Source organism: Paenibacillus sp. AK002 (assembly GCF_053903045.1).
In genome coordinates this window covers 2,714,117-2,734,139 of record NZ_CP096377.1, presented here as the reverse complement: position 1 = coordinate 2,734,139, position 20,023 = coordinate 2,714,117, and the positions used below count along the sequence as shown (strand labels likewise).

General features: G+C 49.6%; 21 protein-coding genes. 2 read left to right on the top strand and 19 right to left on the bottom strand.

Annotated elements, in window-relative coordinates; all coding sequences use genetic code 11:
• Positions 1–9: 9 nt before the first annotated feature.
• The 10 genes from M1D70_RS12205 to metH form a co-directional block, all read right to left on the bottom strand.
• On the bottom strand, positions 10–1,476 hold the full coding sequence (locus M1D70_RS12205) for a serine/threonine protein kinase (RefSeq protein WP_456289962.1): 1,467 nt from the start codon (positions 1,474–1,476) through the stop codon (positions 10–12).
• A gap of 160 nt (positions 1,477–1,636) precedes the next feature.
• Positions 1,637–2,713 carry an SAM-dependent methyltransferase gene (locus M1D70_RS12200; RefSeq protein ID WP_456289961.1) on the bottom strand — a complete coding sequence of 359 codons (1,077 nt, stop codon included), beginning with the start codon at positions 2,711–2,713 and terminating at the stop codon, positions 1,637–1,639.
• Between the two features lie 5 nt (positions 2,714–2,718).
• Positions 2,719–3,492 (bottom strand): ABC transporter ATP-binding protein, encoded by a 774-nt coding sequence (locus M1D70_RS12195; protein WP_456289960.1) that lies wholly within the window; start codon positions 3,490–3,492, stop codon positions 2,719–2,721.
• On the bottom strand, positions 3,489–3,836 hold the full coding sequence (locus M1D70_RS12190) for a thioredoxin family protein (RefSeq protein ID WP_456289959.1): 348 nt from the start codon (positions 3,834–3,836) through the stop codon (positions 3,489–3,491). Before M1D70_RS12190 ends, M1D70_RS12195 begins: the two co-directional genes overlap by 4 nt.
• The gene (locus tag M1D70_RS12185) at positions 3,833–4,171 is read right to left on the bottom strand and encodes a cyclic-phosphate processing receiver domain-containing protein (RefSeq protein WP_009595984.1); all 339 of its coding nucleotides are present in this window, start codon (positions 4,169–4,171) and stop codon (positions 3,833–3,835) included. The genes M1D70_RS12190 and M1D70_RS12185 overlap by 4 nt, the downstream gene beginning before the upstream one ends.
• Before the next feature lie 15 nt (positions 4,172–4,186).
• Positions 4,187–5,035 (bottom strand): deoxyribonuclease IV, encoded by an 849-nt coding sequence (locus M1D70_RS12180; protein ID WP_456289958.1) that lies wholly within the window; start codon positions 5,033–5,035, stop codon positions 4,187–4,189.
• A complete protein-coding gene (locus M1D70_RS12175) occupies positions 5,025–5,843 on the bottom strand; it encodes an Fpg/Nei family DNA glycosylase (protein WP_456289957.1) in 819 nt (272 codons plus the stop codon). The genes M1D70_RS12180 and M1D70_RS12175 overlap by 11 nt, the downstream gene beginning before the upstream one ends.
• A 53-nt stretch (positions 5,844–5,896) precedes the next feature.
• Positions 5,897–6,685, bottom strand: coding sequence for a TIGR01457 family HAD-type hydrolase (locus M1D70_RS12170; protein WP_456289956.1), 789 nt, complete (start codon positions 6,683–6,685; stop codon positions 5,897–5,899).
• A gap of 360 nt (positions 6,686–7,045) precedes the next feature.
• Positions 7,046–7,972: a ribonuclease Z gene (gene rnz / locus M1D70_RS12165; RefSeq protein ID WP_456289955.1), complete on the bottom strand. Its 927-nt coding sequence runs from the start codon at positions 7,970–7,972 to the stop codon at positions 7,046–7,048.
• Positions 7,973–8,058: 86 nt separating this feature from the next.
• Positions 8,059–11,499: a methionine synthase gene (gene metH, locus M1D70_RS12160; RefSeq protein ID WP_456289954.1), complete on the bottom strand. Its 3,441-nt coding sequence runs from the start codon at positions 11,497–11,499 to the stop codon at positions 8,059–8,061.
• A 169-nt stretch (positions 11,500–11,668) separates the two neighbouring features.
• Between metH and M1D70_RS12155 the strand changes: the two genes are divergently transcribed.
• Entirely contained in the window at positions 11,669–12,205 is a 537-nt protein-coding gene (locus M1D70_RS12155; protein ID WP_009595976.1) for a cupin domain-containing protein, read from the top strand.
• A 102-nt stretch (positions 12,206–12,307) separates the two neighbouring features.
• On the opposite strand, the gene M1D70_RS12150 is transcribed toward M1D70_RS12155, so the two are convergent.
• The 5 genes from M1D70_RS12150 to M1D70_RS12130 all read right to left on the bottom strand — a co-directional run bounded on the left by M1D70_RS12150 (position 12,308) and on the right by M1D70_RS12130 (position 15,394).
• A complete protein-coding gene (locus M1D70_RS12150; RefSeq protein WP_456289953.1) occupies positions 12,308–12,712 on the bottom strand; it encodes a FixH family protein in 405 nt (134 codons plus the stop codon).
• 294 nt (positions 12,713–13,006) lie between these two features.
• Complete coding sequence (locus tag M1D70_RS12145) at positions 13,007–13,798, bottom strand: HAD-IA family hydrolase (protein ID WP_433939340.1); 792 nt, start codon at positions 13,796–13,798, stop codon at positions 13,007–13,009.
• Positions 13,799–13,841: 43 nt separating this feature from the next.
• Entirely contained in the window at positions 13,842–14,366 is a 525-nt protein-coding gene (locus M1D70_RS12140; RefSeq protein ID WP_009596012.1) for a hypothetical protein, read from the bottom strand.
• A gap of 158 nt (positions 14,367–14,524) precedes the next feature.
• Positions 14,525–14,731, bottom strand: coding sequence for a DUF896 domain-containing protein (locus tag M1D70_RS12135; protein WP_456289952.1), 207 nt, complete (start codon positions 14,729–14,731; stop codon positions 14,525–14,527).
• A gap of 291 nt (positions 14,732–15,022) precedes the next feature.
• Positions 15,023–15,394 (bottom strand): LysM peptidoglycan-binding domain-containing protein, encoded by a 372-nt coding sequence (locus M1D70_RS12130; RefSeq protein WP_009596006.1) that lies wholly within the window; start codon positions 15,392–15,394, stop codon positions 15,023–15,025.
• A gap of 176 nt (positions 15,395–15,570) precedes the next feature.
• Between M1D70_RS12130 and lexA the strand changes: the two genes are divergently transcribed.
• On the top strand, positions 15,571–16,197 hold the full coding sequence (lexA, locus tag M1D70_RS12125; RefSeq protein ID WP_009596010.1) for a transcriptional repressor LexA: 627 nt from the start codon (positions 15,571–15,573) through the stop codon (positions 16,195–16,197).
• Positions 16,198–16,265: 68 nt separating this feature from the next.
• Here the strand turns inward: lexA and M1D70_RS12120 are convergent, their stop codons facing one another.
• From M1D70_RS12120 to glnA, 4 genes are all read right to left on the bottom strand, one after another.
• Positions 16,266–17,072, bottom strand: a complete 807-nt coding sequence (locus M1D70_RS12120; protein ID WP_009596020.1) for a hypothetical protein — start codon at positions 17,070–17,072, stop codon at positions 16,266–16,268.
• A complete protein-coding gene (locus tag M1D70_RS12115) occupies positions 17,065–17,577 on the bottom strand; it encodes a sigma-70 family RNA polymerase sigma factor (RefSeq protein ID WP_441295391.1) in 513 nt (170 codons plus the stop codon). The genes M1D70_RS12120 and M1D70_RS12115 overlap by 8 nt, the downstream gene beginning before the upstream one ends.
• A 166-nt stretch (positions 17,578–17,743) precedes the next feature.
• The gene (locus M1D70_RS12110; RefSeq protein WP_036674245.1) at positions 17,744–18,427 is read right to left on the bottom strand and encodes a stalk domain-containing protein; all 684 of its coding nucleotides are present in this window, start codon (positions 18,425–18,427) and stop codon (positions 17,744–17,746) included.
• A 215-nt stretch (positions 18,428–18,642) separates the two neighbouring features.
• Positions 18,643–19,971 (bottom strand): type I glutamate--ammonia ligase, encoded by a 1,329-nt coding sequence (gene glnA, locus M1D70_RS12105; RefSeq protein ID WP_009596000.1) that lies wholly within the window; start codon positions 19,969–19,971, stop codon positions 18,643–18,645.
• Between the last annotated feature and the right edge of the window lie 52 nt (positions 19,972–20,023).

Here is a 20,023-nt window from a genome sequence, read left to right as displayed (position 1 = left end):
CAAATGCGGTCAATTCTTAAGAAACCTGAATCTTCGCTTCCGTTCAGCCTGCGGCAAGTAGTCCTGGAAGAGCCGGGCGAATGCCTGCCTACTGCTGTCAGGTATTTCGAAAGGGTCCAATTGCAGGGGCAAGGCATAAACCTTATTCGTGCCTAGCGTTTTCCTCATCTCCTGAATCGTTTCTTCTCCGGCAAGGGGCAGGGCATAGATCCGGCCCGGCTGCGGGTGCCTGGACAGCATTCGGGCCAGCGTCGCCACATCATGCCGCCTCCACTCCGCTCCCGACCCGATAACAATCGGCAGATCGGCCCGCAGGAATTCCTCAAGCCTTTCGCTGTCCCTGTACGCCCCCAAATCCAATACAACCGCATCGTAACTGCCCCCGAGCAGCGAAATCACTTCACTCCTCGCTGTTTGGCGCCAAAAGTGGATCCCGTTAATCTCGAATTTGCGGATAGAGCCGAGCCTTCCGCCCTCCGCTATTTCCTGTATGCGGCTGAACGAGGTGGATTTGGCGCTCATTTCAACGACGGCTACCTTTCCGTACCTTGAAGCAAGGAAATGTCCGAAGGCGATGCAGCTATGCGTGGTTCCTACGCCGGACGATGCACCCAATACGGCCGCAACAAGCGTCCCGGGCACCGTGCTGGTTTGAACCGCAGATAGATTCGCGGAAATCGAATGCTGCCGCTTCAGCGCGGACCGAACTTCAACTGTCGATTGATATCGATGCTCCGGAGCATATTGAAGCAGCTTTCGGATTACGGGTACTAACTCTCTTGGCAAATCGCCGCGAATATGGCGCTCCACTCCCGTGATCCATTCGCTGAATTTGCCGCCGGTCGAGAGATAAAGCAGGAGCGCCCCCAATCCATACAAATCCGATCTGGCATCGCTTTGCCTGCCACCGTATTGCTCCGGTGCCGCAAATCCGACCGTGCCGAGCTTGACCGTATCCTCGCCGCTCTCATGCTTGTAGCTTCTCGCGATTCCGAAATCGATGAGTCGGACTTCCAGCTGATCGGTCAGCATGATGTTCGAAGGCTTTAAATCCCTGAATATGACTTGGGGCTCGTGATGGTGAAGATACTCCAGGACGTCCAGCAGCTGCTCCGTCAGCTCCATGATGAAGTCCGGATTCACGTTTCCACGGTAACCCCGGAAATATTTATCCAATGTCATGCCTTGAATGTAATCCATAACCAAATAGGTATAGCCGTTGTCCTCATCACGAAAAAAATCGACGATGCGCGGCAGACGCGGATGGCTCAGTTTGATCAGAAGCTGTGCCTCATCCTGAACCGTGCGCTGCATACCCGGTTCAGACAAAGTCTCCTTCACCGCCCATTGCTTCCCGGGCAGCTTCAGATCTTCGGCCAGATATACACAGCTCATGCCCCCTTCGCCGATGACGCGGTCAATGACGTAACGCTCACCCAATACATCCCCATGCACCAATTTGCAAGGCTGATTCATCTCAATGCCCTCTCCTCTGACTTACAAGCACAACAAAAAAAGGAAAGCACTCCGCCGTATCACTGAAACGTGATCATAGCGGGATGCTTTCCCTTTAAGTTGCCGTTGGTTAATTTTGGAATCATTATAGAACAAAATACTTGAACTTGTAAAGGCTTTTTTAATACTTAATCATATATAGCGTAATCTCGTCCCGATTATGGAACAACTGCTTCGCTCCCTGAATCTGCATTCTGGACGCTTCAAATACCGACATGATCTCCTTCACCAATGCCATTGGCTTCTTGGTCAGCAGCTTGACCGTAACGACGGCCGTGCCGCCCGTTTCAAGGCTGTGCAGCAGCCCGGTCACCATTCGGGCCATCAGTTTGGGGCTCCAGCTCATATCGCATACCAGCAGATCGAATTCATGCTCTCTAAACGTTACGTCCGCAGCATTCTTGTGGATGACACGCAGGTTTTTATGCCCATCCAGGGAGGGGTGCATCTTCGCCGGATCTACCGCCGTAACCTGCAAGCCGCGCTCCAATAAAAAGGATGTCCAGCCTCCCGGCGCTGCTCCGATATCGACAGCCTTGCGGAACGTATCGAAGGGTATCCCAAATTGCTTCTCGGCTTCAAGCAGCTTAAATTTGGCTCTTGAGATTTGACCCTCTTCCCGCTGAAAACGGACTGCGCCTCCGTTCCAATCCGACAGGTTGTCCTCCGGACGCGACACACCGGCATACCAGACATTGTCAGCGGCGAATAGTGAAATGATCCATTCGGGTGCCTGGACCGTGTATTCCAGCTCGAGCGGTGCCAAGCGAAGCTGCAAATCGTCCCGAAGGGCTGCAGGGCTCTCCGTCCATGAGCTGTTCTCCGTCTTGCGGATTTGGATGGATGCGCGGCTTTGGCTAATCTCCTCCCGCTTCAGCACATGATCTGCTGTCAATTTCAGCGCATCATCTACGGATTCGGCCGCGATTTCCCATTGTACCGGAAAGAGATGCCGCAGGAAAATAGGCGGCTTTGACGTAATCAGCCGCTTAGCCTCAGCTTCGGAGCTGCCGAGTGTCATCAAAAACACCTCGCCTGGCATCATCATGGTGCTTTTTAGGCTGCCAAACATCCGGCGCAGCTCTTCCTGGGCATACGGAGCGAAACCATGATTTGCCGTGCATACCCATTTACTGTGAAAATCCTGATGGTTCTGATTCTGTTCCTCATGTTCCTGCATTACATTTAATTCGTCCAAACGGATTAACCTCCAGAAATAACTTTGATCCAGGGACGTCCGCCATCCCATTCCAGCTGAGCGTCGATATCATAAGTTTGTTTGATAAGTTCATGGTTTAATACTTCATCTTTGCGTCCCGCGGCTGTCAACCGCCCGTCTTTAATAAGCGCCACATGAGTAAATAAAGGGACAATCTCCTCGACATGATGCGTGACGTACACGACCGTAATATTACGCTGCCTCAGCCGGTCAATCTCATGCAGCATCTTCTCCCGTTCATACAAATCCAAACCGGCACACGGTTCATCCATAATCAGAATCTTCGGATTGGACATGAGGGAGCGTGCCAGCATCACTTTTTTCCGTTCCCCTTGGGACAAGGTCCCGAGAGGCAGCTCCGCCAAAGGGCCGAAATCCATTTCGTTCAGCAGGCTGTAGGCTAAACTTCTGGCCTCTTCCGGAATGTCCTGATAAAAGCGTAAAAAGGCATACGCCCCTGTTGCGACAACCTCCCACACCGGGTCGCTCAGCGTTAATTTCTCCAGCAGCGATTGGCTGATATAACCGATGGATTTACGAACCTCACGAACGTCACATTGGCCGTATACTTGGCCCAGCACTTCTACGCGTCCACTGGAAGGGAACATATATCCCGTCATCATTTCCAGCAGCGTCGTTTTGCCGGATCCGTTCCTGCCCAGGATCACCCAATTCTCCCCCGGCTTCATTTCAATGCTGACATCATTCAAAATGTGGCGGTTCCCACGAATGAGCGACAGGTGCTGCAACGAAATCATGGCTTCACGCTCCTTACAAAACTGACGATATCCTGCACGGAGCCCATCCGATAAAGCACTTCAGGGTTTGCGCCAGGGCTTGATGGGATCACGAGCAGTGCCGGAACGCTTCGAATTTGATACCGTTCCACGATGCCCGGAAGGAAATTCACGTCCGCTGCCAGCAGCTGTACATCGGGCACCACAAACTCCACGACATCCAGCATCTTACGCACAGCCGCGCAAGTACCGCATAATGGCGTATGCAAAAAAACGATGACAGGATCCGCCTTCGCGTCACGCTTCATCAGACGCTCCTGCCATTCTAGCCTCTCCAACAGTTCGCGCTGCGTAACCTCAATCATCTTGAACCTTGGGCGACTTCCCGCAGCACGGATTCGGGCATCGGTCCATTGTGGACCTTGACGCTTTTTGGCATGTGCTCATACAGCAGCTCATACATTTTTCTTCTGCCCGACGGGCTTGAGGTGTGCAAATATATTTCTTTAGCCTGTAGATTCTCGGCAATCATGGCCGCAACGACGTCGCCGCCGTTCATTTGGCCATGCCCGAGTTCAAAATCAAGCGACAGAACGTCCACTTCGCATTCACGGAGCATCAGCAAACATTCTTCCCCGTTTCGAGCCAGCGCGAATCCTTTCGGATTGGGGCGCCAGTCGTCTAAATAAAGATGAATCATCCTACCCTCTCCCTATCAGGACCATGACAGCACCTTGGCGATGTCTTCCCGATGCGTGCCGTCAGCTCCTTTTTCACTTTCCAGGACAAATGCCTTACCCGCAAGTTCCGGTGACAGAACCAGGCGCTTCAACGCTTCTGTGCCTATCATGCCTTGCCCGATGCGGGCATGGCGATCTTTTCTTGAGCCGGCTCCATATTTCGAATCGTTTAAATGAACGGCTACCGTCGATTCCCAATAAGCTAGCGACTTGCCTCTGGCAAGGAGCTCATCCGTATTCGATATGTCCCAACCTCCTGCGGCAAACAAGTGGCAGGTATCCAGGCAAAAGCCTATTTTTTCCGGGTGATCGGCAAGCTGTCTAACCTTTACGCACTCTTCAAGCGTCATTCCCATAGCTCCATGGTCTCCCGCCTGATTCTCGATCAGCAGCTTGGCCCTGCCCGCCCAGGAGGCCAGCACATCATTCATGCAGCGAATTATGTTCTGGTACCCTTCAAGCACGTCCTGGCTCTTGAGATGCCCAAAATGTACAACGATGCCCAGCGATCCGCAAGCCTCGGCAATCATAAGATCATTCTTCAGGGAATCCACGGTCAATCGATAAAACTCTTCTCCCCGGGTCAAACCAACCGCCATATTCGTTGGATAAGGCGTGTGCGCGATCGAAACGAGACCCTGCTCCTGACAAAACTGCGCACAGGCCGCAGCATTGCGGACATCCGGCGTCTTCAAGTGAAGACTGCGCGGATTTTTCGGAAAATACTGATACGCCAGTGAACCGATCCCGGCTGCATGCTGGGCTGCCGCAAGAAATCCGCCCCGTGTGCTGACATGGCTTCCAATCCGGACTTTAGACTTCATGCTGGCAATTCGGGCAAAAGAAAATTTTGCGCGAGGCGTGCTCCGCCTTCACGATCGGCGTACCGCAGCGAACGCAGGGCTCTCCTTCACGGTCGTACACTTTGCATTCGTCATTATAAGCACCTGTCAGCTCATCCCCTTCCTGAAAGGGCATTTCCATGTATCCTCCGCCGTCCGTCGCCTCGTGCATCAATTTGACGGCGCTGTCGTACAGCTGCTCTAGCGACTCCTCCGGCAAATCCTGAATTTTGGATAGCGGGTGGATTCGGGCATCAAAAGCGATCTCGTCCGCATAACAGTTGCCGATGCCGGCGACGACTTGTTGATTGACCAGCGTTGTTTTTAAGGCGCCCCGCCGTTTTCCAATCAGTTCGACGAAGCGCGCTTTGGTCATTCGCCGATCCAGGAGCTCAGGGCCAAGGTCTTTTAGGGCATTCTCGGTCTCCCTCGCTGTTAGAAAATGCAGATAGCCTAGGCGAAGGCCGATAAAATACAGCACCTGGTCACCGAACGTGATCTCGACCTGGGTCGAACGGGAAGGGCGTTCCTCATCCCTGCGTCCGAGATACAAAATGCCCCCCAGCATCAGGTGCAGCAGCAGTCTGCCTCCGTTGTGCAAATGGAAAATGAGGTGTTTTCCTCTCCGCTCCACAAAAATGACCTTGCTTCCCTTCAGGGCCGAAGTAAACTCGTCAATCGTCACATTCAAGGATTTTTCACGGTTCACGACCACATCGGTGATCGGCACATTCAGAATGCTCTGAGATAACAATCTTCGGTAATTCTCCATTTCCGGCAGTTCCGGCATGATTCATCTTCCCTTTCGTCAACACACAAGTTTATGTATAATACTTTTGCTTATCATGAACACAGCAGGCTGATCACTTCGTTCAAATCCCGGCATATATAGTCTGGCGTGACGCCGGCGGCTTCCATATGCGCTTCCATATTGCGATCGGTCGTGATTCCGGTCATGACGAGAACCGTCTTGCAGCCGGCATGCACGCCAGCAGCAATATCCGTACGGATATTATCTCCGATTACATAAGTTTCTTCCGGAGCTAAACCCAAGCGATCCGAGGCATACTTCATCAAGATCGAGGACGGCTTACCGATAACCGTCGGCTTAACTCCCGAAGCGGCCTCGACCGCAGCCCCAAGCGAGCCAGCACCAGGCATCAGGCCGGTATCGGATGGCAGCTGCAGATCCGGATTGGTCAAGATCGACACAGCTCCCTCCTGAATCCAGCGAACGGCGCGGGTTAACTTCTCGTAATCAAACGAGCGGTCGATTCCTTGAATGACGTATTCAGGGGACTGCTCCACGATGGTAAGGCCAACAGACAACAGCGCTTCGCGAAGTCCCTCTTCGCCGAGCATCGCCACCTTGGCACCGGGCGACTCCTCAGCGATATATTTAGCTGCGGCGAGGGAGGATGTGCATACTTCCTCCGGCAAGGCAGGAATCCCCATCTCCATCAGGTGAGCCGCCACCTGCTCCGGCGTGCGTGAAGAATTGTTCGTTACATACAGGAACGGAACCTGCAGTTCTTTCAACCGTTCGATCAGCAGGTCGGCCCCCTCGATCCGATTCCGGCCATGGTACAGCGTTCCGTCCAAGTCAATCAGCAATCCTTTTGGTTTTTCCATGAATAAATGCACCTTCTTTATTTCTTTCCTTCACGGCATAAATGATTCATCTGATGAAAAGGTGAGCATTCAAGGCCGTGTCGTAAGGGTTAATCATCATAAATATATGTATGGCTACGGGCATTCAGCTGTCCTTTACTATAATGAACTTAGACATACCGATAGTATTATTGTAAAGAAGCCCATTACCGGTTGCAAGGTTCATGCCGATCGCTACATTCTGACGGTCGACGCGTCGAAAGAAATCGAAGACTGTCCAAGCCTTAGCGTTTATGAACCGCTTTGTCGCATCCTGCGCTTTCCCGGAAAATAATGCCCCCGACCACCCGATATTTCCCCGCAATTCACCGCTGTGCGTGCCTAGGAACGCTGGATTGGATATAACCCGAAATCCTCCGCCAATCGCGTATTCGCAAATATCTCCCGCGCTTCGTTGAGCAGCGGCTGCAAATGATCGATATCCTTATACCGGGAGCTGAAGTGGGTCAAGAACAGCGCTTTTACCCCAGCCCGTTTAGCCGCTTCCGCCGCCTGTTTGGCGGTACTGTGATAGTATTCGTGCGCCAGTTCCGCCAGATCCTCCATGAACGTGGCCTCATGGACCAGGAGATCCGCGTCCTTGGCCAAAGCCTCCACGCCTGCGCATGGCCGCGTATCCCCGAGAATCGTGACCACCCTCCCTTTTTTCGGTGTCAGGAGCACATCCGAGGCATGAATCCATCGGCCGTCGCCGAGTTCCACGCTTTCCCCTCTTTTCAGCTTGCCATAGAGCGGCCCTGGCTTGAGTCCATAGTCCGCCAACCGTTTCAGGTCCAAACTGCCGGGGAGATCCTTCTCCACGACACGGTAGCCGTAACTCTCGGCCCTGTGATCCAGCTTGGCCGATTCCACGAGGAAGTTTTCGTCCTCAAACAACACGCCACCGGTGTGCTCAATGACCTCCATCGTATAAGGAACGCGCGATTGGCTGATGCTGAGCGTAGTTTCAATGAAGACTTTAATGCCTGGGGGACCATATATCGTCAGGGGTGATGTTACCCCTTGGGCACCTCGGCTGGATAGCAAACCTGGCAAGCCGAATACATGATCACCATGCATATGGGTAATGAATACCTTTTCAAGCTTGGACAGCTTGAGCGGAGACTTTAATATTTGATGCTGCGTGCCTTCTCCACAATCAAACAGCCACAGACTTCTTCGTTCTTCCAGCATTCGCAGTGCAATCGAGGTCACGTTACGCTGCAGCGTCGGAACCCCCGCATTTGTTCCTAGAAAATAGAGTTCCATCCCTCTTCTCCCCTTTCGGTTGTAAACCGGAGAAATCCCCCGAAACATTCGGAGGATTTCAAACCGGCTGTACCGGTATTCAAATGTTAAGCTTTATCCACGTTAAAATAATGAGCCTCCGGATGGCTGAACACCATCGCGGATACCGACGCCTCAGGTTCCATCATGAAACCTTCGGTAAGATGAACGCCGATATCTTCTGGCTGCATCAATTTGAATAAAGGCTCCTGATCCTCCAGATCCGGACATGCCGGATATCCGAAGGATACGCGAATGCCTTGGTATCTCGCTCCCAGGCGCTGTTTCATCGTCATGTCTGCCGGATCGGGGTATCCCCACGTATCCCGCATCATATGGTGAATTCGCTCTGCCAGCCCTTCAGCCGTTTCCAGGGCAACCGATTGAAGTGCATGGGAACGGAGATAGTCGCCTTTATCCTTCCATTCCCCGGACAATTTCCCGACGCCGTGCCCTGCCGTAACGACCAGGAACCCGACGTAATCCATCACCCCGCTGTCTACGGATTTCAGGAAGTCCGCCAAACACAGATACGGTTCCACCTGCTGTCTTGGAAACGTAAAGGTATGCAATATTTTCGATGCATCCTTTGGATCGTATATGATAATATCATTTCCTCGCGACTGCGCCGGGAAGAAACGGTACATAGCATGTGCCTGTATGATTCCCGATTGAACTGCCTCTTCCAGAATACCGTCAACGGTTTCCTTAAGCGAAACCGCCTTCGGATCATTGGCTTTGAGCAGCTGTTCCACGGATCCTTTCAGGCCTAAATGATGTCCCAACAGCATTTGCATGTTGATATAAGGCAGGATGTGCGAAATCGGATAATTCCGGAGCACATGCCGCTCCATATCCGGCGGTATATACACCGGGGCTTCGGTCGATATTTTGGATCGGAGTCCTTCTGACAGCTTCGGCATTACTTTTACAACCTGTGGTGCCGCTGCATCCGCTTCCTGCTCCGCCTTAATCTCTTCCGCCATTTGGGTCCGCAGCACCGGATCGCTCAGCTGGTTGGCCAATGCAAGCCCGTCCATCGCGTCCTTCGCGTAGAGCACCATTCCGTCATATTCGGGGCGGATGCGCGTCTTCGTGAACTTCCGCGTCAGCGCGGCCCCGCCAACCATGATCGGAACGCTAATGCCCGCGTTTTTCAAGTCCTGGGCGGTGGATACCATCTGCTGCGCCGATTTCACCAACAAACCGGACAACCCGATGGCATCAGGCTGCTCCCGACGGTAAGCCTCGATAATTTGCTCCGGTGGTACTTTTATACCCAAATTAATGATTTGGTAACCATTGTTGGACAGGATGATCTCCACCAGGTTTTTACCGATATCATGGACGTCGCCCTTCACGGTGGCGAGCATGATTTTCCCTTTGACCGACGACTCGTTTTTCTCCATAAAGGATTCCAAATACGCCACGGAGGCTTTCATCACTTCGGCGCTTTGCAGTACCTCCGCCACAATGAGCTCGTTGTTGTTAAACAAGCGACCAACCTCGGTCATCCCTGCCATTAGCGGGCCGTTAATGATCTCCAGCGCGCCGTATTTGGTCAAAGCTACATCCAAATCCGGAATAAGACCTTCCTTGGAGCCTTCCACCACATAAGAGGCAAGTCTATCTTCCAGCGTCAGATTGGATACCTTTACCTTCTTCTCTACCTTTTTATCCCGGAACGCGGCGACGAATGCCGCCAGCGTCTCATCATTGGTTCGATAAATCAGTTCCTCCGCCAGACGCCGCTCTTCCTCCGGAATGGAGGCATAGCGCTCGAGCTTTTCCGTGTTTACGATTGCGTAGTCCAATCCGGCCTTCGTGCATTCGTACAGATACACGGAGTTCAGCACTTCACGGCCCGCTTCCGGCAATCCGAAGGAAACGTTGCTGATGCCGAGGATCGTATGCACTTTGGGCATGGCTTCTTTTATCATGCGAATGCCCTCAATCGTTTCCTTGGCTGATCCGATGTACTGCTCGTCGCCCGTACCTACAGGGAATACAAGCGTGTCGAAAATAATATCCTCAGGCGAAATGCCGTATTTGTTCACCAAGAGATCATAAGACCGCTGCGCCACCTTGAGCTTGTCGTCGCGGTGGATCGCTTGACCGCTCTCATCGATGGTCCCTACGACGACCGCAGCGCCGTATTTGTGCACCAACGGAGTCACATGCTCAAATTTCTCCTCGCCGTCTTCAAGGTTAATGGAGTTAATGATCGCTTTCCCTTGCGAATATTGCAGGGCCAAGTCAATGACCGCCGGATCGGTTGTATCGATCATCAGCGGCACCTTCACCTTTTTGACCACCAGCTCCAGGAATTGGATCATATCCTCGGCTTCTTCGCGATCCGGATCCTGTACGCATACATCAATGACATGGGCGCCATTCTTGACTTGAGCACGAGCGATCTCGGAGGCTTCCTCATATTTTCCTTCCACGATCAAACGCTTAAATTTGCGCGAACCTAGAACGTTTGTTCTCTCGCCCACCATATACGGGCGGTTTTCCTGCTCGATATATACCGGCTCGATGCCGGACAATGCCGGCAAGTGCCCGCCCTCAAGCGGACGTGGGGTGAAGCCATCCATCGTTTGTTTTAAAGCCCGGATGTGGTCAGGTGTCGTACCGCAGCATCCCCCTGCGATATTAAGCCAACCTTTTTCAGCAAAAGCCCCCATTTTTTGGGCAAGCGATTCAGGAGATTCATGGTATTGACCATTCTCGTCAGGCAGACCGGCATTCGGATAACAGCTGATCGCGCTTCTCGACATTTCGGACAAGGAACGGATATGGTCGCGCATGAACTCCGGACCCGTTGCACAGTTCAGGCCGATGGATACCGGATTCAAGTGTTCCAAAGAAATGTAAAACGCCTCGATGTTCTGTCCCGCAAGCGTTGTTCCCATCGGTTCGATTGTGCCGGATATCATGATGGGAAGGGTGACGCCTGTCTTATCAAACGCTTGTCGAATCCCAATGCTCCCCGCTTTCACGTTTAGCGTATCCTGCGATGTTTCGAGCAACAGGGCATCCACGCCGCCTTCAATCAAGGCTACGGCTTGCTCCTCGTAACTCTTGATCAATTCGGCGAAGGTCACGCCGCCGGTAACCGACAGCGTCTTGGTTGTCGGACCCATCGCACCCACGACATATCGCGGGCTGTCCGGCGTGGAATATTTCTCAACTGCAGCGCGGGCCAGATGAGCCGCTTTCAGGTTGATTTCCCGGGCAAGTTCAGGTATATCGTATTCAGCAAGCACAACGGAGGTTGCGCCAAATGTATTGGTTTCAATCAGGTCGGCACCTGCTTCAAGATATTGTTCATGTATTTTTTGAATGACGTCGGGCCGATGAATGACCAGCATTTCATTGCAGCCATCCAGCTCCGGACCGCCAAAATCTTCAGCCGAGAGGTCCTCTTGCTGGATCATCGTGCCCATGGCACCGTCAAGAATTAATATTCGTTCTTTAAGCACTTCTTGTAAGCTAGGCTTGTTCAACTCATAAACCTCCCCCGAAAACGTTAAATCTTAGTGTATCAGAATACTTTTCAATAGAAAAGCCGAAATATTGCGCAGCTATCGGTACAAATCAACATTTGCAGATGACAAATGCGGTGAGGGGGGCTATAATACATATTAATCCAACGGGAGAAAGAGGGTTAAAGCTATGGCAGAAATCGTGATTCGCAACACGAACGAACGCATTACTGGGGAAGAAAATGTTCGGGAATTCCTGAATAACCAAGAGGTTGTTTATGAGCATTGGAATATGGATAAACTCCCGGCAGATCTTCAAGAAAATTTCAAGCTGAGTGATGACGATAAGCAGCGTATTTTGGACACTTTTGACGAAGAAATTCGCGACCTGGCTGCAAGACGCGGCTACAAAATTTGGGATGTCATCACGCTTTCCGAGTCCACGCCCAATATAGAGGACCTGCTTAAAAAATTCGAAGAAGTTCACACCCACTCGGAAGACGAAATCCGTGCGATCGTTGGCGGTAAAGGGATCTTCATTATTAAAGGCTCCGACGATGTCGGTTACTTTAACGTAGAGCTTGAGCCGGGCGATGTTATCTCCGTACCGGAAAACACGCCTCATTTCTTCACACTGATGGAGAACAAGCAGATCATCGCGGTTCGTCTCTTTATTGAAGAGAACGGCTGGGTAGCTACTCCGGTAGAAGATCCCCAATTCCAATAAGCCTTAAGCGGTTGACTGAATAGGAAAATGGAATAAGGCAGCGCATGATCCGCCCAACGGATGGATGCGCTGCCTTATTTATTGGCTGTGTATTGTTGTGTATTACTCGGTTACCGTCAGTTCCTTCAGCGGCATGGAGTGCTGCCCTCTTGCCGTGACATGGGAAACGATGCGATAGGTTCCTGCTTCCTCGAAGGTTTTCTCCATTTTGTAGATCCCGCCTTGATCATGCTTGACCGGAACCTTTGCCTGAACGCCTCCGCCTTCCAGCGTCACTTCGAATTCAACGTCATTTGCATCTTCGACCGGGCTGCCTGCTTGTGTTACCTTCGCTTCGATCAACACTTTCTCGCCTGCCTTAATGCTCTCTGGGGTCAGAGAGAGCTCTACGATAATCGGCTCCGCCATCACATCATCACTGGGTTCCGCCTTACTGTCATTGCATGCGGCAAGCGCAACCGCCATCAACACCATGGCTGCAATAAAGGCCATCTTTTTTCTGGTCATCCAACCACCTCTTTTACGAATTCATGCTATGTATGATTTATTCACGTAATGGTCCATTCCAAACAGCGTCATTTTCCTAATTTATTATATCGCATTATTCTTTAACTTCTATCTCATGCAGCTTACAATTGTGTGACGTTTGTCACTGCCAACAGCCTCTTTTCTTTCAAATATGGCAACCAACAAAAAAACAGCCCCGAATTGCAGCAGCTGCTGCAAGGACTGTTCCTATGTACGCTATTATATCTCGCTAATGTATCTTGTAGAGTAGTCGTGAACTCTTAATCACGTCATTTATAAGGACGCCACAATAGCATGCAGCTCGGATAAATGTTTGATCTCATACTTCGGCTGAATCGCCGGATCATGAGGCCGGTCTACTCGATTGATCCAAACCGTATGCAGTCCTGCGGCATTCCCGCCTTTAATATCTGTGGTCAGCTTATCTCCCACCATTACGGCCTGATCCGCCTCGACGCCTAACAGATCAAGTGCATGCTTGAATATGGAAACATCCGGCTTGCCTTTGCCGAAATCACCCGAGATAATAATGTGGTCAAAATAAGGGACCAGTTCGGGAACGCCATCAAGCTTCTCCTGCTGCAAATCCGGACTTCCGTTCGTAAGAAGCAGCAGCTTCACGTTACCCTGCAATTCCTTCAGCACTTCAAAGGTTTCTTCATATACATAAGGTCTTGTTCTGCGTTCCGCCGCAAATTGCGCTGCCAACGTCTCCGCCAACGCTTCATTATCAACGCCAAGGCGATGAAGTCCGCGCCGCCAGGATTCCTTACGATATACGGGAGCCAATTCTTGCAGCTTTCGGAATTCGGGCTGGGATCCTGCCGTAAAATTAGCCCACAAGCCCTCAAACGGATTGATTCCGATCATCTTGGTAAAAGCAAAAGTATCATAGGATTCATACAATGCTCTTGCTTCCTCCCGCACCGCGGCCAAAAGCGCGCCGGCATCAACGCCGGTTTCCGCCGCTCCGGCTTGGCATGTCACTTCAAACGCTTCTTCTACACTGCGTTCATCCCATAACAACGTATCGTCCAAATCAAACAAAACCGCAGCAATCGGCATTTCTCTCCCACTCCTCATATACATTGTGATCTACTCTATCGGGTTAGTTGTGCTCCACTGGAATTTGATGAGTTTTTGCGAACTCTTCCAATCTTTCGCCCATGGCTTTGGTATCGTAAAGATTCATCATACGGGAGAACACCCAGTTGCCTGCTTTTCCCTTGCCTTGGATCACGACGGAACCCGAAGCCAATTTGATCTTCTCGATATCGGATACGGCCAGACGGCGTTCCCGGTTGAACTTCATGGTCGACACGGAAGCGCGCTCAATCTTCAAATAAGGCTTGCGGAGAAATATCATGAGCGCCAACAGGATATACAAGCTGACGCCAACCCAATTCAATACATCATTGCTTCCGCCGGCTGCCTGTGAAGTTGCCGTTCCGAGAAGCGCATACAAACCGGCCAATGCAACAAGCACTAACGGAAGTACATACTTACGTCCCTTAAACACGTCATGCTTATCATTAATCGCAGAACCTTGATACGAGGTCAGCCCCTGCTTTTTGCGCTGTTTGTTAAGTTGCGACATATTTTTGCTGACTTTTCTTTCCCATGAACGTGACATTTGGTTCCCCCTGAACTCATATTCAAAATGTTTATAAACCATATAAACTTGGGGTAACCGTAATCGATTCTCCGAATGACCGTTACCCCAAGTATTATTATGCTATCCTTCTATCTGTTCACGGATCCGCTGAATATAATCGTTGAACGGTTAATCGACTAGTGCTTTAATCGCGGGCCGCCTTTTTGTTCGTTTTCATCAACCCATTCAATCGATTCCAGCTGTTGTCTAAAGTTACTGCGAATATTGTTAAGGTATATTTCCCGAAGGTCGGCCCGTTCTTTGAGCTCCTCCTCGGTCAACCCTTCATTCTTCTTCTTTCTTGCTAATACATTGATGCGTTCTACCAAAGTATCGATGTCCATGACTTCTCCTCCAATTTCGATATCATGTATAACTTAAACATGTGAAAAAGAGCTTGTCAAGGCAACTACGCCCTTGCAAACTCTTCTAAGAACAAATAGGAACATATGATGCGCATAAACGAATACCGTCTATGGGGAGGTAATCTATAGTTATCTATTGTAAACGCGCGATTACGCGTAAATGATTCAATCTGACAAGCAGAATATGATGTGTCATTAAACAGGAAGTAACCAGCAGTATGTGGTGATTATATGGAGCATGAATGCCTATTGGTTAGAAGCAACGCCAAATCACCAAACCGGCAATGACAGCACTTCTCCAGCCTGTATGTCCGGACCCTTCAATCCGTTCATTCTTCGTATGCTATCCAGATATACGCGTGTATCCATATCCGCAGGTTTGTGAAGGGAAGCAATTCGCCACAAGCTATCGCCATATTGAACGATCACCTGCTTCTCTCCAGTCGGCTTCTCTGTCCCCCCGGCAAAAACGGAATATGCACCTGTCCAAAAGATGGCTACAATAAGCAGGGTGAACAGCAATTTATTCAAAGGGATCGAAGCTATCTTCGATTTCAAGTAAATGCCCCAAGTCTTCGATGATTGTTCTGTTACCACCGGAACGTTCTCATAAATGCTGCGGTATGTACTGTATTTCAACATGGAATCATCACCTCCCAAACAAGTGTTCTCTTATGGATTCATCTTAACACGAACACTTGTTTGATTCAATACCCAAAAGAACATTTGTTCTATTTTTATTTTAGAACTTATGTTTGTACGAACGGTAGTTCTATGTTATAATTTTCCCAAACGTTACTAAATGGGGTTGATACGGCATGTCGAAAATATCCAGCCGCCAGCTGGCGATCTTAGAGTTTATCCGCAACGAAGTTCGTAGCAAGGGTTACCCGCCTTCTGTCCGGGAAATCGGCGAGGCTGTCGGACTAGCTTCCAGTTCTACGGTCCATGGTCATCTGGACCGTTTGGAGAAGAAAGGCCTGATCCGCCGTGACCCTACGAAACCAAGAGCGATCGAGCTGCTTGGCCAAGAAGAATCCGAGAGCGCGAATCTGTTTACGCACACCATTGCCAGAGTGCCTGTCGTTGGTAAAGTCACAGCAGGCGTTCCGATTACGGCCATGGAGAACATTGAAGATTATTTCCCGCTCCCGCAGCATTATGTAGGCGACGATAAGGTGTTCATGTTGTCTGTAGTCGGCGACAGTATGATTGAAGCCGGTATTCACAGCGGTGACTACGTCATCGTTCGCCAGCAGCAAACCGCGGACAATGGTGACATTGTCGTAGCAATGACAGAAGAAGATGAAGCAACCGTGAAGACCTTCTACAAGGAGAAGGATCATGTACGATTGCAGCCGGAGAATCCTACCTATGAGCCGCTGCGCTTGAACCATGTAACGATTCTCGGGAAAGTGATCGGTCTCTTCAGGGACGTACACTAATTTCATAGATTTATGAATAAGAGGTTACCTTCCTTATTTGGATGGTAACCTCTTTTTTAGGACATGCACTAGAACGTTCCGATCTTACGCAACACTAGAACTAACGCATTTTGCCTAAGATCTAATTGATACATTCTTTCAGAAACATAATCCGTCGAACCTTCGCCTCCCGGTCCCTCGGTGGACTGCAGAACAAGCTTATTCTCCTTTACCTCGGGAGCCGTACCTGGTCTATAATATGAAAAGTAGGATACCAAGGACTCATCCTGAAATCGGAGCTGGACGGCTTTACCCGTTTCATGCTCTACGGCGAACGCATAGATTTGTATGCCATGACAGTCCCTATATTGCGGTGCGAGTATAAATACGTCGGCAGCTTGAAACGGCAGGCGAATCATATCAACCGGAGCAGATGTCGGTTGAATAAATGTAAGACCCTCCAGCGTAGTGACTTCATTTGTAACTTGGTTAGTACTATACTGCACGCTGTAGTTTCCGGTAAACGACCGATCCGTTTCGATACCGAAGCAGCTCGGCGCACCCAATGTCGTTATTTTTTCCTGTCCAACTGCAATAACGTTTAACCTTCCTTCATCCGTTACGCCTTGTGCCCGGATTGTCTCCTCCCTACCAGGAGGCATAGTCCCTCCTCTCTCTTGTTCCTCACTGCCAAAAGGCAATTGAAAGGCAATTAAAATAATCAGAAGCATAAACCCGCCAGCTAATCCAACTTGTAAGTATTTTCGACGTTTAGGTTTGCTGTATGTGAAAATCACGGACCTATGCACGTTTTCTTTCATTACGGACGTGAACTTTTCATTTGAAAAAGGAGCTTTTTTAGCACGGTTGTACCAGTCTGGTTTATCCTCACTCATCGTTCTTCTCCTTCATTAAGTTTTGTACTTGTTTCCTGGCCCGATGCAATCTGGATTTTACGGTGCCTGTCGCAATATGAAGCAGCTCCGCAATTTCATGCATCGGCATTTCATAGTATAGGTCCAGCACCAACACTTCCCTAAGCTTGCTCGGCAAAGTCATAATCATTGCCCATATTTCATCCGTATACTGCTCGTCCAAATATTCCGCTTCCGCTGACCGGCTTGACGAACTGGCGGTAAGCTTGTCTTTAAGGATGACTTTCCGAAAGAAAAAAGCCTGTTTGTACCGGAACGCCGTATGTCGCGTGATCGTAAGCAGCCACGTTTTCAGCGTCGCCTGACCGCGAAAGGTATGTATGCCGTAATAGGCCTTAATAAAGGCTTCTTGTGCAATATCGTCTGCCAAGGCATGCTGTTTGGTCAAAAAATACGCATAATTCCACACATCATTTCCATATTCATTCATGATTTTATCCAGCGTCTGGCTGTCCATGGCCGTCATCTGCTTCAAGTATTCGAGCTCCAACCGATTCACCTCATCTAATTAGAGTCATGGAAGCGGGTAAAGGTTCCTTTTTTCGTAAAACAAAAAAGAATCTTCCCGTAGGTAAGGGAAGATTCTTTATGGACTAATATTAGTGCGTGACTGAACTGATTCTGTAGAATAATTATTTATATGTACCTGTCAGGAATATAGTGTCATCCCCTGTTATATCTTTCTGAAATTTCACATTTACTTCAATTTGGTTTGCATCTTTAATATCAATAACGATATGCTGTCCAATATCTTTAGGCGACAGCATAAGTTCTTTTATCTTTGTCTTGCCATTATATATCGTTACTGAGATATCATTACGGATATTAATCGGTAACAACGAAAGATCTAGTACTTTATATTTTCCTTTTGGTTCAAGAATGATCGTTTTTTCAGAATTATTAATTTCTCTCATTACGATACCAGAACCGTAATCTTTTCCATTATGTTCGGTGTACTGCTTATCTCTTGTGGTAAAGGAAGTACTATTAATCTTGATTCCTTCTTTAGTTATAATTGTTGTATCTGGTTTTTCTCCGATAATAATTTTTTGATTCTTGCTATCATATTCAACGACAGAGCCAAGTGCCTCGGAGATAGCTTTTACAGGGATATAATTTGAGTTGTTGTATGTAATTGTTGCAAGTTTTTTTCCTGATTGATCTTTTGGAACCCAATCTTCACCATTAACCTCATATTTAATTCCCCAATTTAAATTTGCACTTATTTTTTCTAGTGCAGGAGCAGCTCCTACCCCTATTGTCATTCCTCCTAACATTGTTGCCGCTGAGAGTAATAGAATATATTTCTTTTTCATCACCTGAACCTCCTATATATTGGAATTCAAGTTATATTGTAAGTGACTTCATAGATGAATTCAATCACATAAAAACAATAGAGTGTCGTCTTAAAGACCTTAGCGGCTAAAAATTATATTACCTGAATTGTTGTTCAAACACGTAAGCTAAAAGCGTACTTACGGTTTAGACAAATAAAAACCCCTCACGCCTTACGGCGCAAGGGATTCCTCTATTAATACATCGTAATGTACTGATCGCGTTCCCATTGGTGAACTTGCGTTCTATACATATCCCATTCGATCTCTTTCAGCTCGTAGAAGTGAGCCAGCGCATGGTCACCGAGTGCATCGGAAATGACTTCGCTGCGGATCAATTCGTTAAGCGCTTCTTTCAGGTTTGCCGGCAAGCTTGGGATGCCTTCCTCAATGCGCTCTTCTTCCGTCATCACGTAGATGTTGCGGTCGATCGGTGCCGGAAGCGACAGCTCACGCTTAACGCCGTCCAAGCCAGCTTTCAGCATGACAGCCAGAGCCAGATACGGATTCGCAGCCGGATCCGGGTTACGCACTTCGATGCGCGTGCTCAGTCCGCGGGATGCTGGAATACGAATCATCGGGCTGCGGTTACTTGCAGACCATGCTACGTAGCAAGGTGCTTCGTAACCAGGCACGAGACGCTTGTACGAGTTCACCGTCGGGTTCGTGATCGCAGCAAACGCGCGTGCGTGCTTAAGAATACCCGCCATATAGTTCCGAGCCGTTACGCTCAGGCCAAGCTCGTCGCTCTCATCAACGAACGCGTTCTCGCTGCCTTTGAAGAGCGATTGGTTGCAGTGCATGCCGGAGCCGTTTACGCCGAATAGCGGTTTTGGCATAAACGTTGCGATCAGACCATGCTGACGAGCGATCGTCTTAACAACCAATTTAAAGGTTTGAATCTGGTCAGCCGCTTTGATCGCATCTGCGTACTTGAAGTCGATTTCGTGCTGGCCAGGCGCAACCTCGTGGTGAGAAGCTTCGATTTCGAAGCCCATCTCTTCCAGCGTCAGCACGATGTCACGGCGGCAGTTCTCGCCGAGATCCGTAGGCGCCAGGTCAAAGTATCCGCCCTGGTCATTCAGCTCCATGGTCGGATTGCCTTTTTCGTCGGTTTTGAACAGGAAGAATTCCGGCTCCGGACCGACATTCATGGAAGTGAAGCCCATCTCTTCGGCTTCCTTCAGTGCTCTCTTCAGAATGCCGCGCGGATCTCCCGCAAATGGGGTGCCGTCCGGCATGTAAACATCACAGATCAGACGTGCGACGCGATCCTCGGATACCCAAGGGAAGATCATGAAGGTATCCAGATCCGGGTACAGGTACATATCGGATTCCTCGATACGCACATACCCTTCGATGGAAGAACCGTCAAACATCATTTTATTATCAAGCGCTTTAGGCAGCTGGCTTACCGGAATTTCAACGTTTTTGATCGTTCCCAGCAAATCTGTAAATTGCAAGCGGATAAATCGAACATTTTCTTCTTTGGCGATGCGTAGAATGTCCTCTCTGGTATAACTCACTTTATCCTCTCCTTTTTAAATAAAAAACTAGACTCCATGAAGAATGACAGCA

What these genes read in the sequence shown, in the direction of transcription:
- rnz (WP_456289955.1), bottom strand. Translation starts at nt 7,972, where the DNA reads ATGGAACTCTATTTTCTAGGAACAAATGCGGGGGTTCCGACGCTGCAG.
- M1D70_RS12170 (WP_456289956.1), bottom strand. Translation starts at nt 6,685, where the DNA reads ATGGAAAAACCAAAAGGATTGCTGATTGACTTGGACGGAACGCTGTAC.
- M1D70_RS12185 (WP_009595984.1), bottom strand. Translation starts at nt 4,171, where the DNA reads ATGATTCATCTTTATTTAGACGACTGGCGCCCCAATCCGAAAGGATTC.
- M1D70_RS12135 (WP_456289952.1), bottom strand. Translation starts at nt 14,731, where the DNA reads ATGGACATCGATACTTTGGTAGAACGCATCAATGTATTAGCAAGAAAG.
- M1D70_RS12140 (WP_009596012.1), bottom strand. Translation starts at nt 14,366, where the DNA reads ATGTCACGTTCATGGGAAAGAAAAGTCAGCAAAAATATGTCGCAACTT.
- M1D70_RS12195 (WP_456289960.1), bottom strand. Translation starts at nt 3,492, where the DNA reads ATGATTTCGTTGCAGCACCTGTCGCTCATTCGTGGGAACCGCCACATT.
- M1D70_RS12150 (WP_456289953.1), bottom strand. Translation starts at nt 12,712, where the DNA reads ATGACCAGAAAAAAGATGGCCTTTATTGCAGCCATGGTGTTGATGGCG.
- M1D70_RS12120 (WP_009596020.1), bottom strand. Translation starts at nt 17,072, where the DNA reads ATGAGTGAGGATAAACCAGACTGGTACAACCGTGCTAAAAAAGCTCCT.
- lexA (WP_009596010.1), top strand. Translation starts at nt 15,571, where the DNA reads ATGTCGAAAATATCCAGCCGCCAGCTGGCGATCTTAGAGTTTATCCGC.
- M1D70_RS12190 (WP_456289959.1), bottom strand. Translation starts at nt 3,836, where the DNA reads ATGATTGAGGTTACGCAGCGCGAACTGTTGGAGAGGCTAGAATGGCAG.
- M1D70_RS12205 (WP_456289962.1), bottom strand. Translation starts at nt 1,476, where the DNA reads ATGAATCAGCCTTGCAAATTGGTGCATGGGGATGTATTGGGTGAGCGT.
- M1D70_RS12110 (WP_036674245.1), bottom strand. Translation starts at nt 18,427, where the DNA reads ATGAAAAAGAAATATATTCTATTACTCTCAGCGGCAACAATGTTAGGA.
- M1D70_RS12180 (WP_456289958.1), bottom strand. Translation starts at nt 5,035, where the DNA reads ATGAAGTCTAAAGTCCGGATTGGAAGCCATGTCAGCACACGGGGCGGA.
- M1D70_RS12145 (WP_433939340.1), bottom strand. Translation starts at nt 13,798, where the DNA reads ATGCCGATTGCTGCGGTTTTGTTTGATTTGGACGATACGTTGTTATGG.
- M1D70_RS12175 (WP_456289957.1), bottom strand. Translation starts at nt 5,843, where the DNA reads ATGCCGGAACTGCCGGAAATGGAGAATTACCGAAGATTGTTATCTCAG.
- M1D70_RS12115 (WP_441295391.1), bottom strand. Translation starts at nt 17,577, where the DNA reads ATGACGGCCATGGACAGCCAGACGCTGGATAAAATCATGAATGAATAT.
- M1D70_RS12130 (WP_009596006.1), bottom strand. Translation starts at nt 15,394, where the DNA reads ATGTTGAAATACAGTACATACCGCAGCATTTATGAGAACGTTCCGGTG.
- M1D70_RS12155 (WP_009595976.1), top strand. Translation starts at nt 11,669, where the DNA reads ATGGCAGAAATCGTGATTCGCAACACGAACGAACGCATTACTGGGGAA.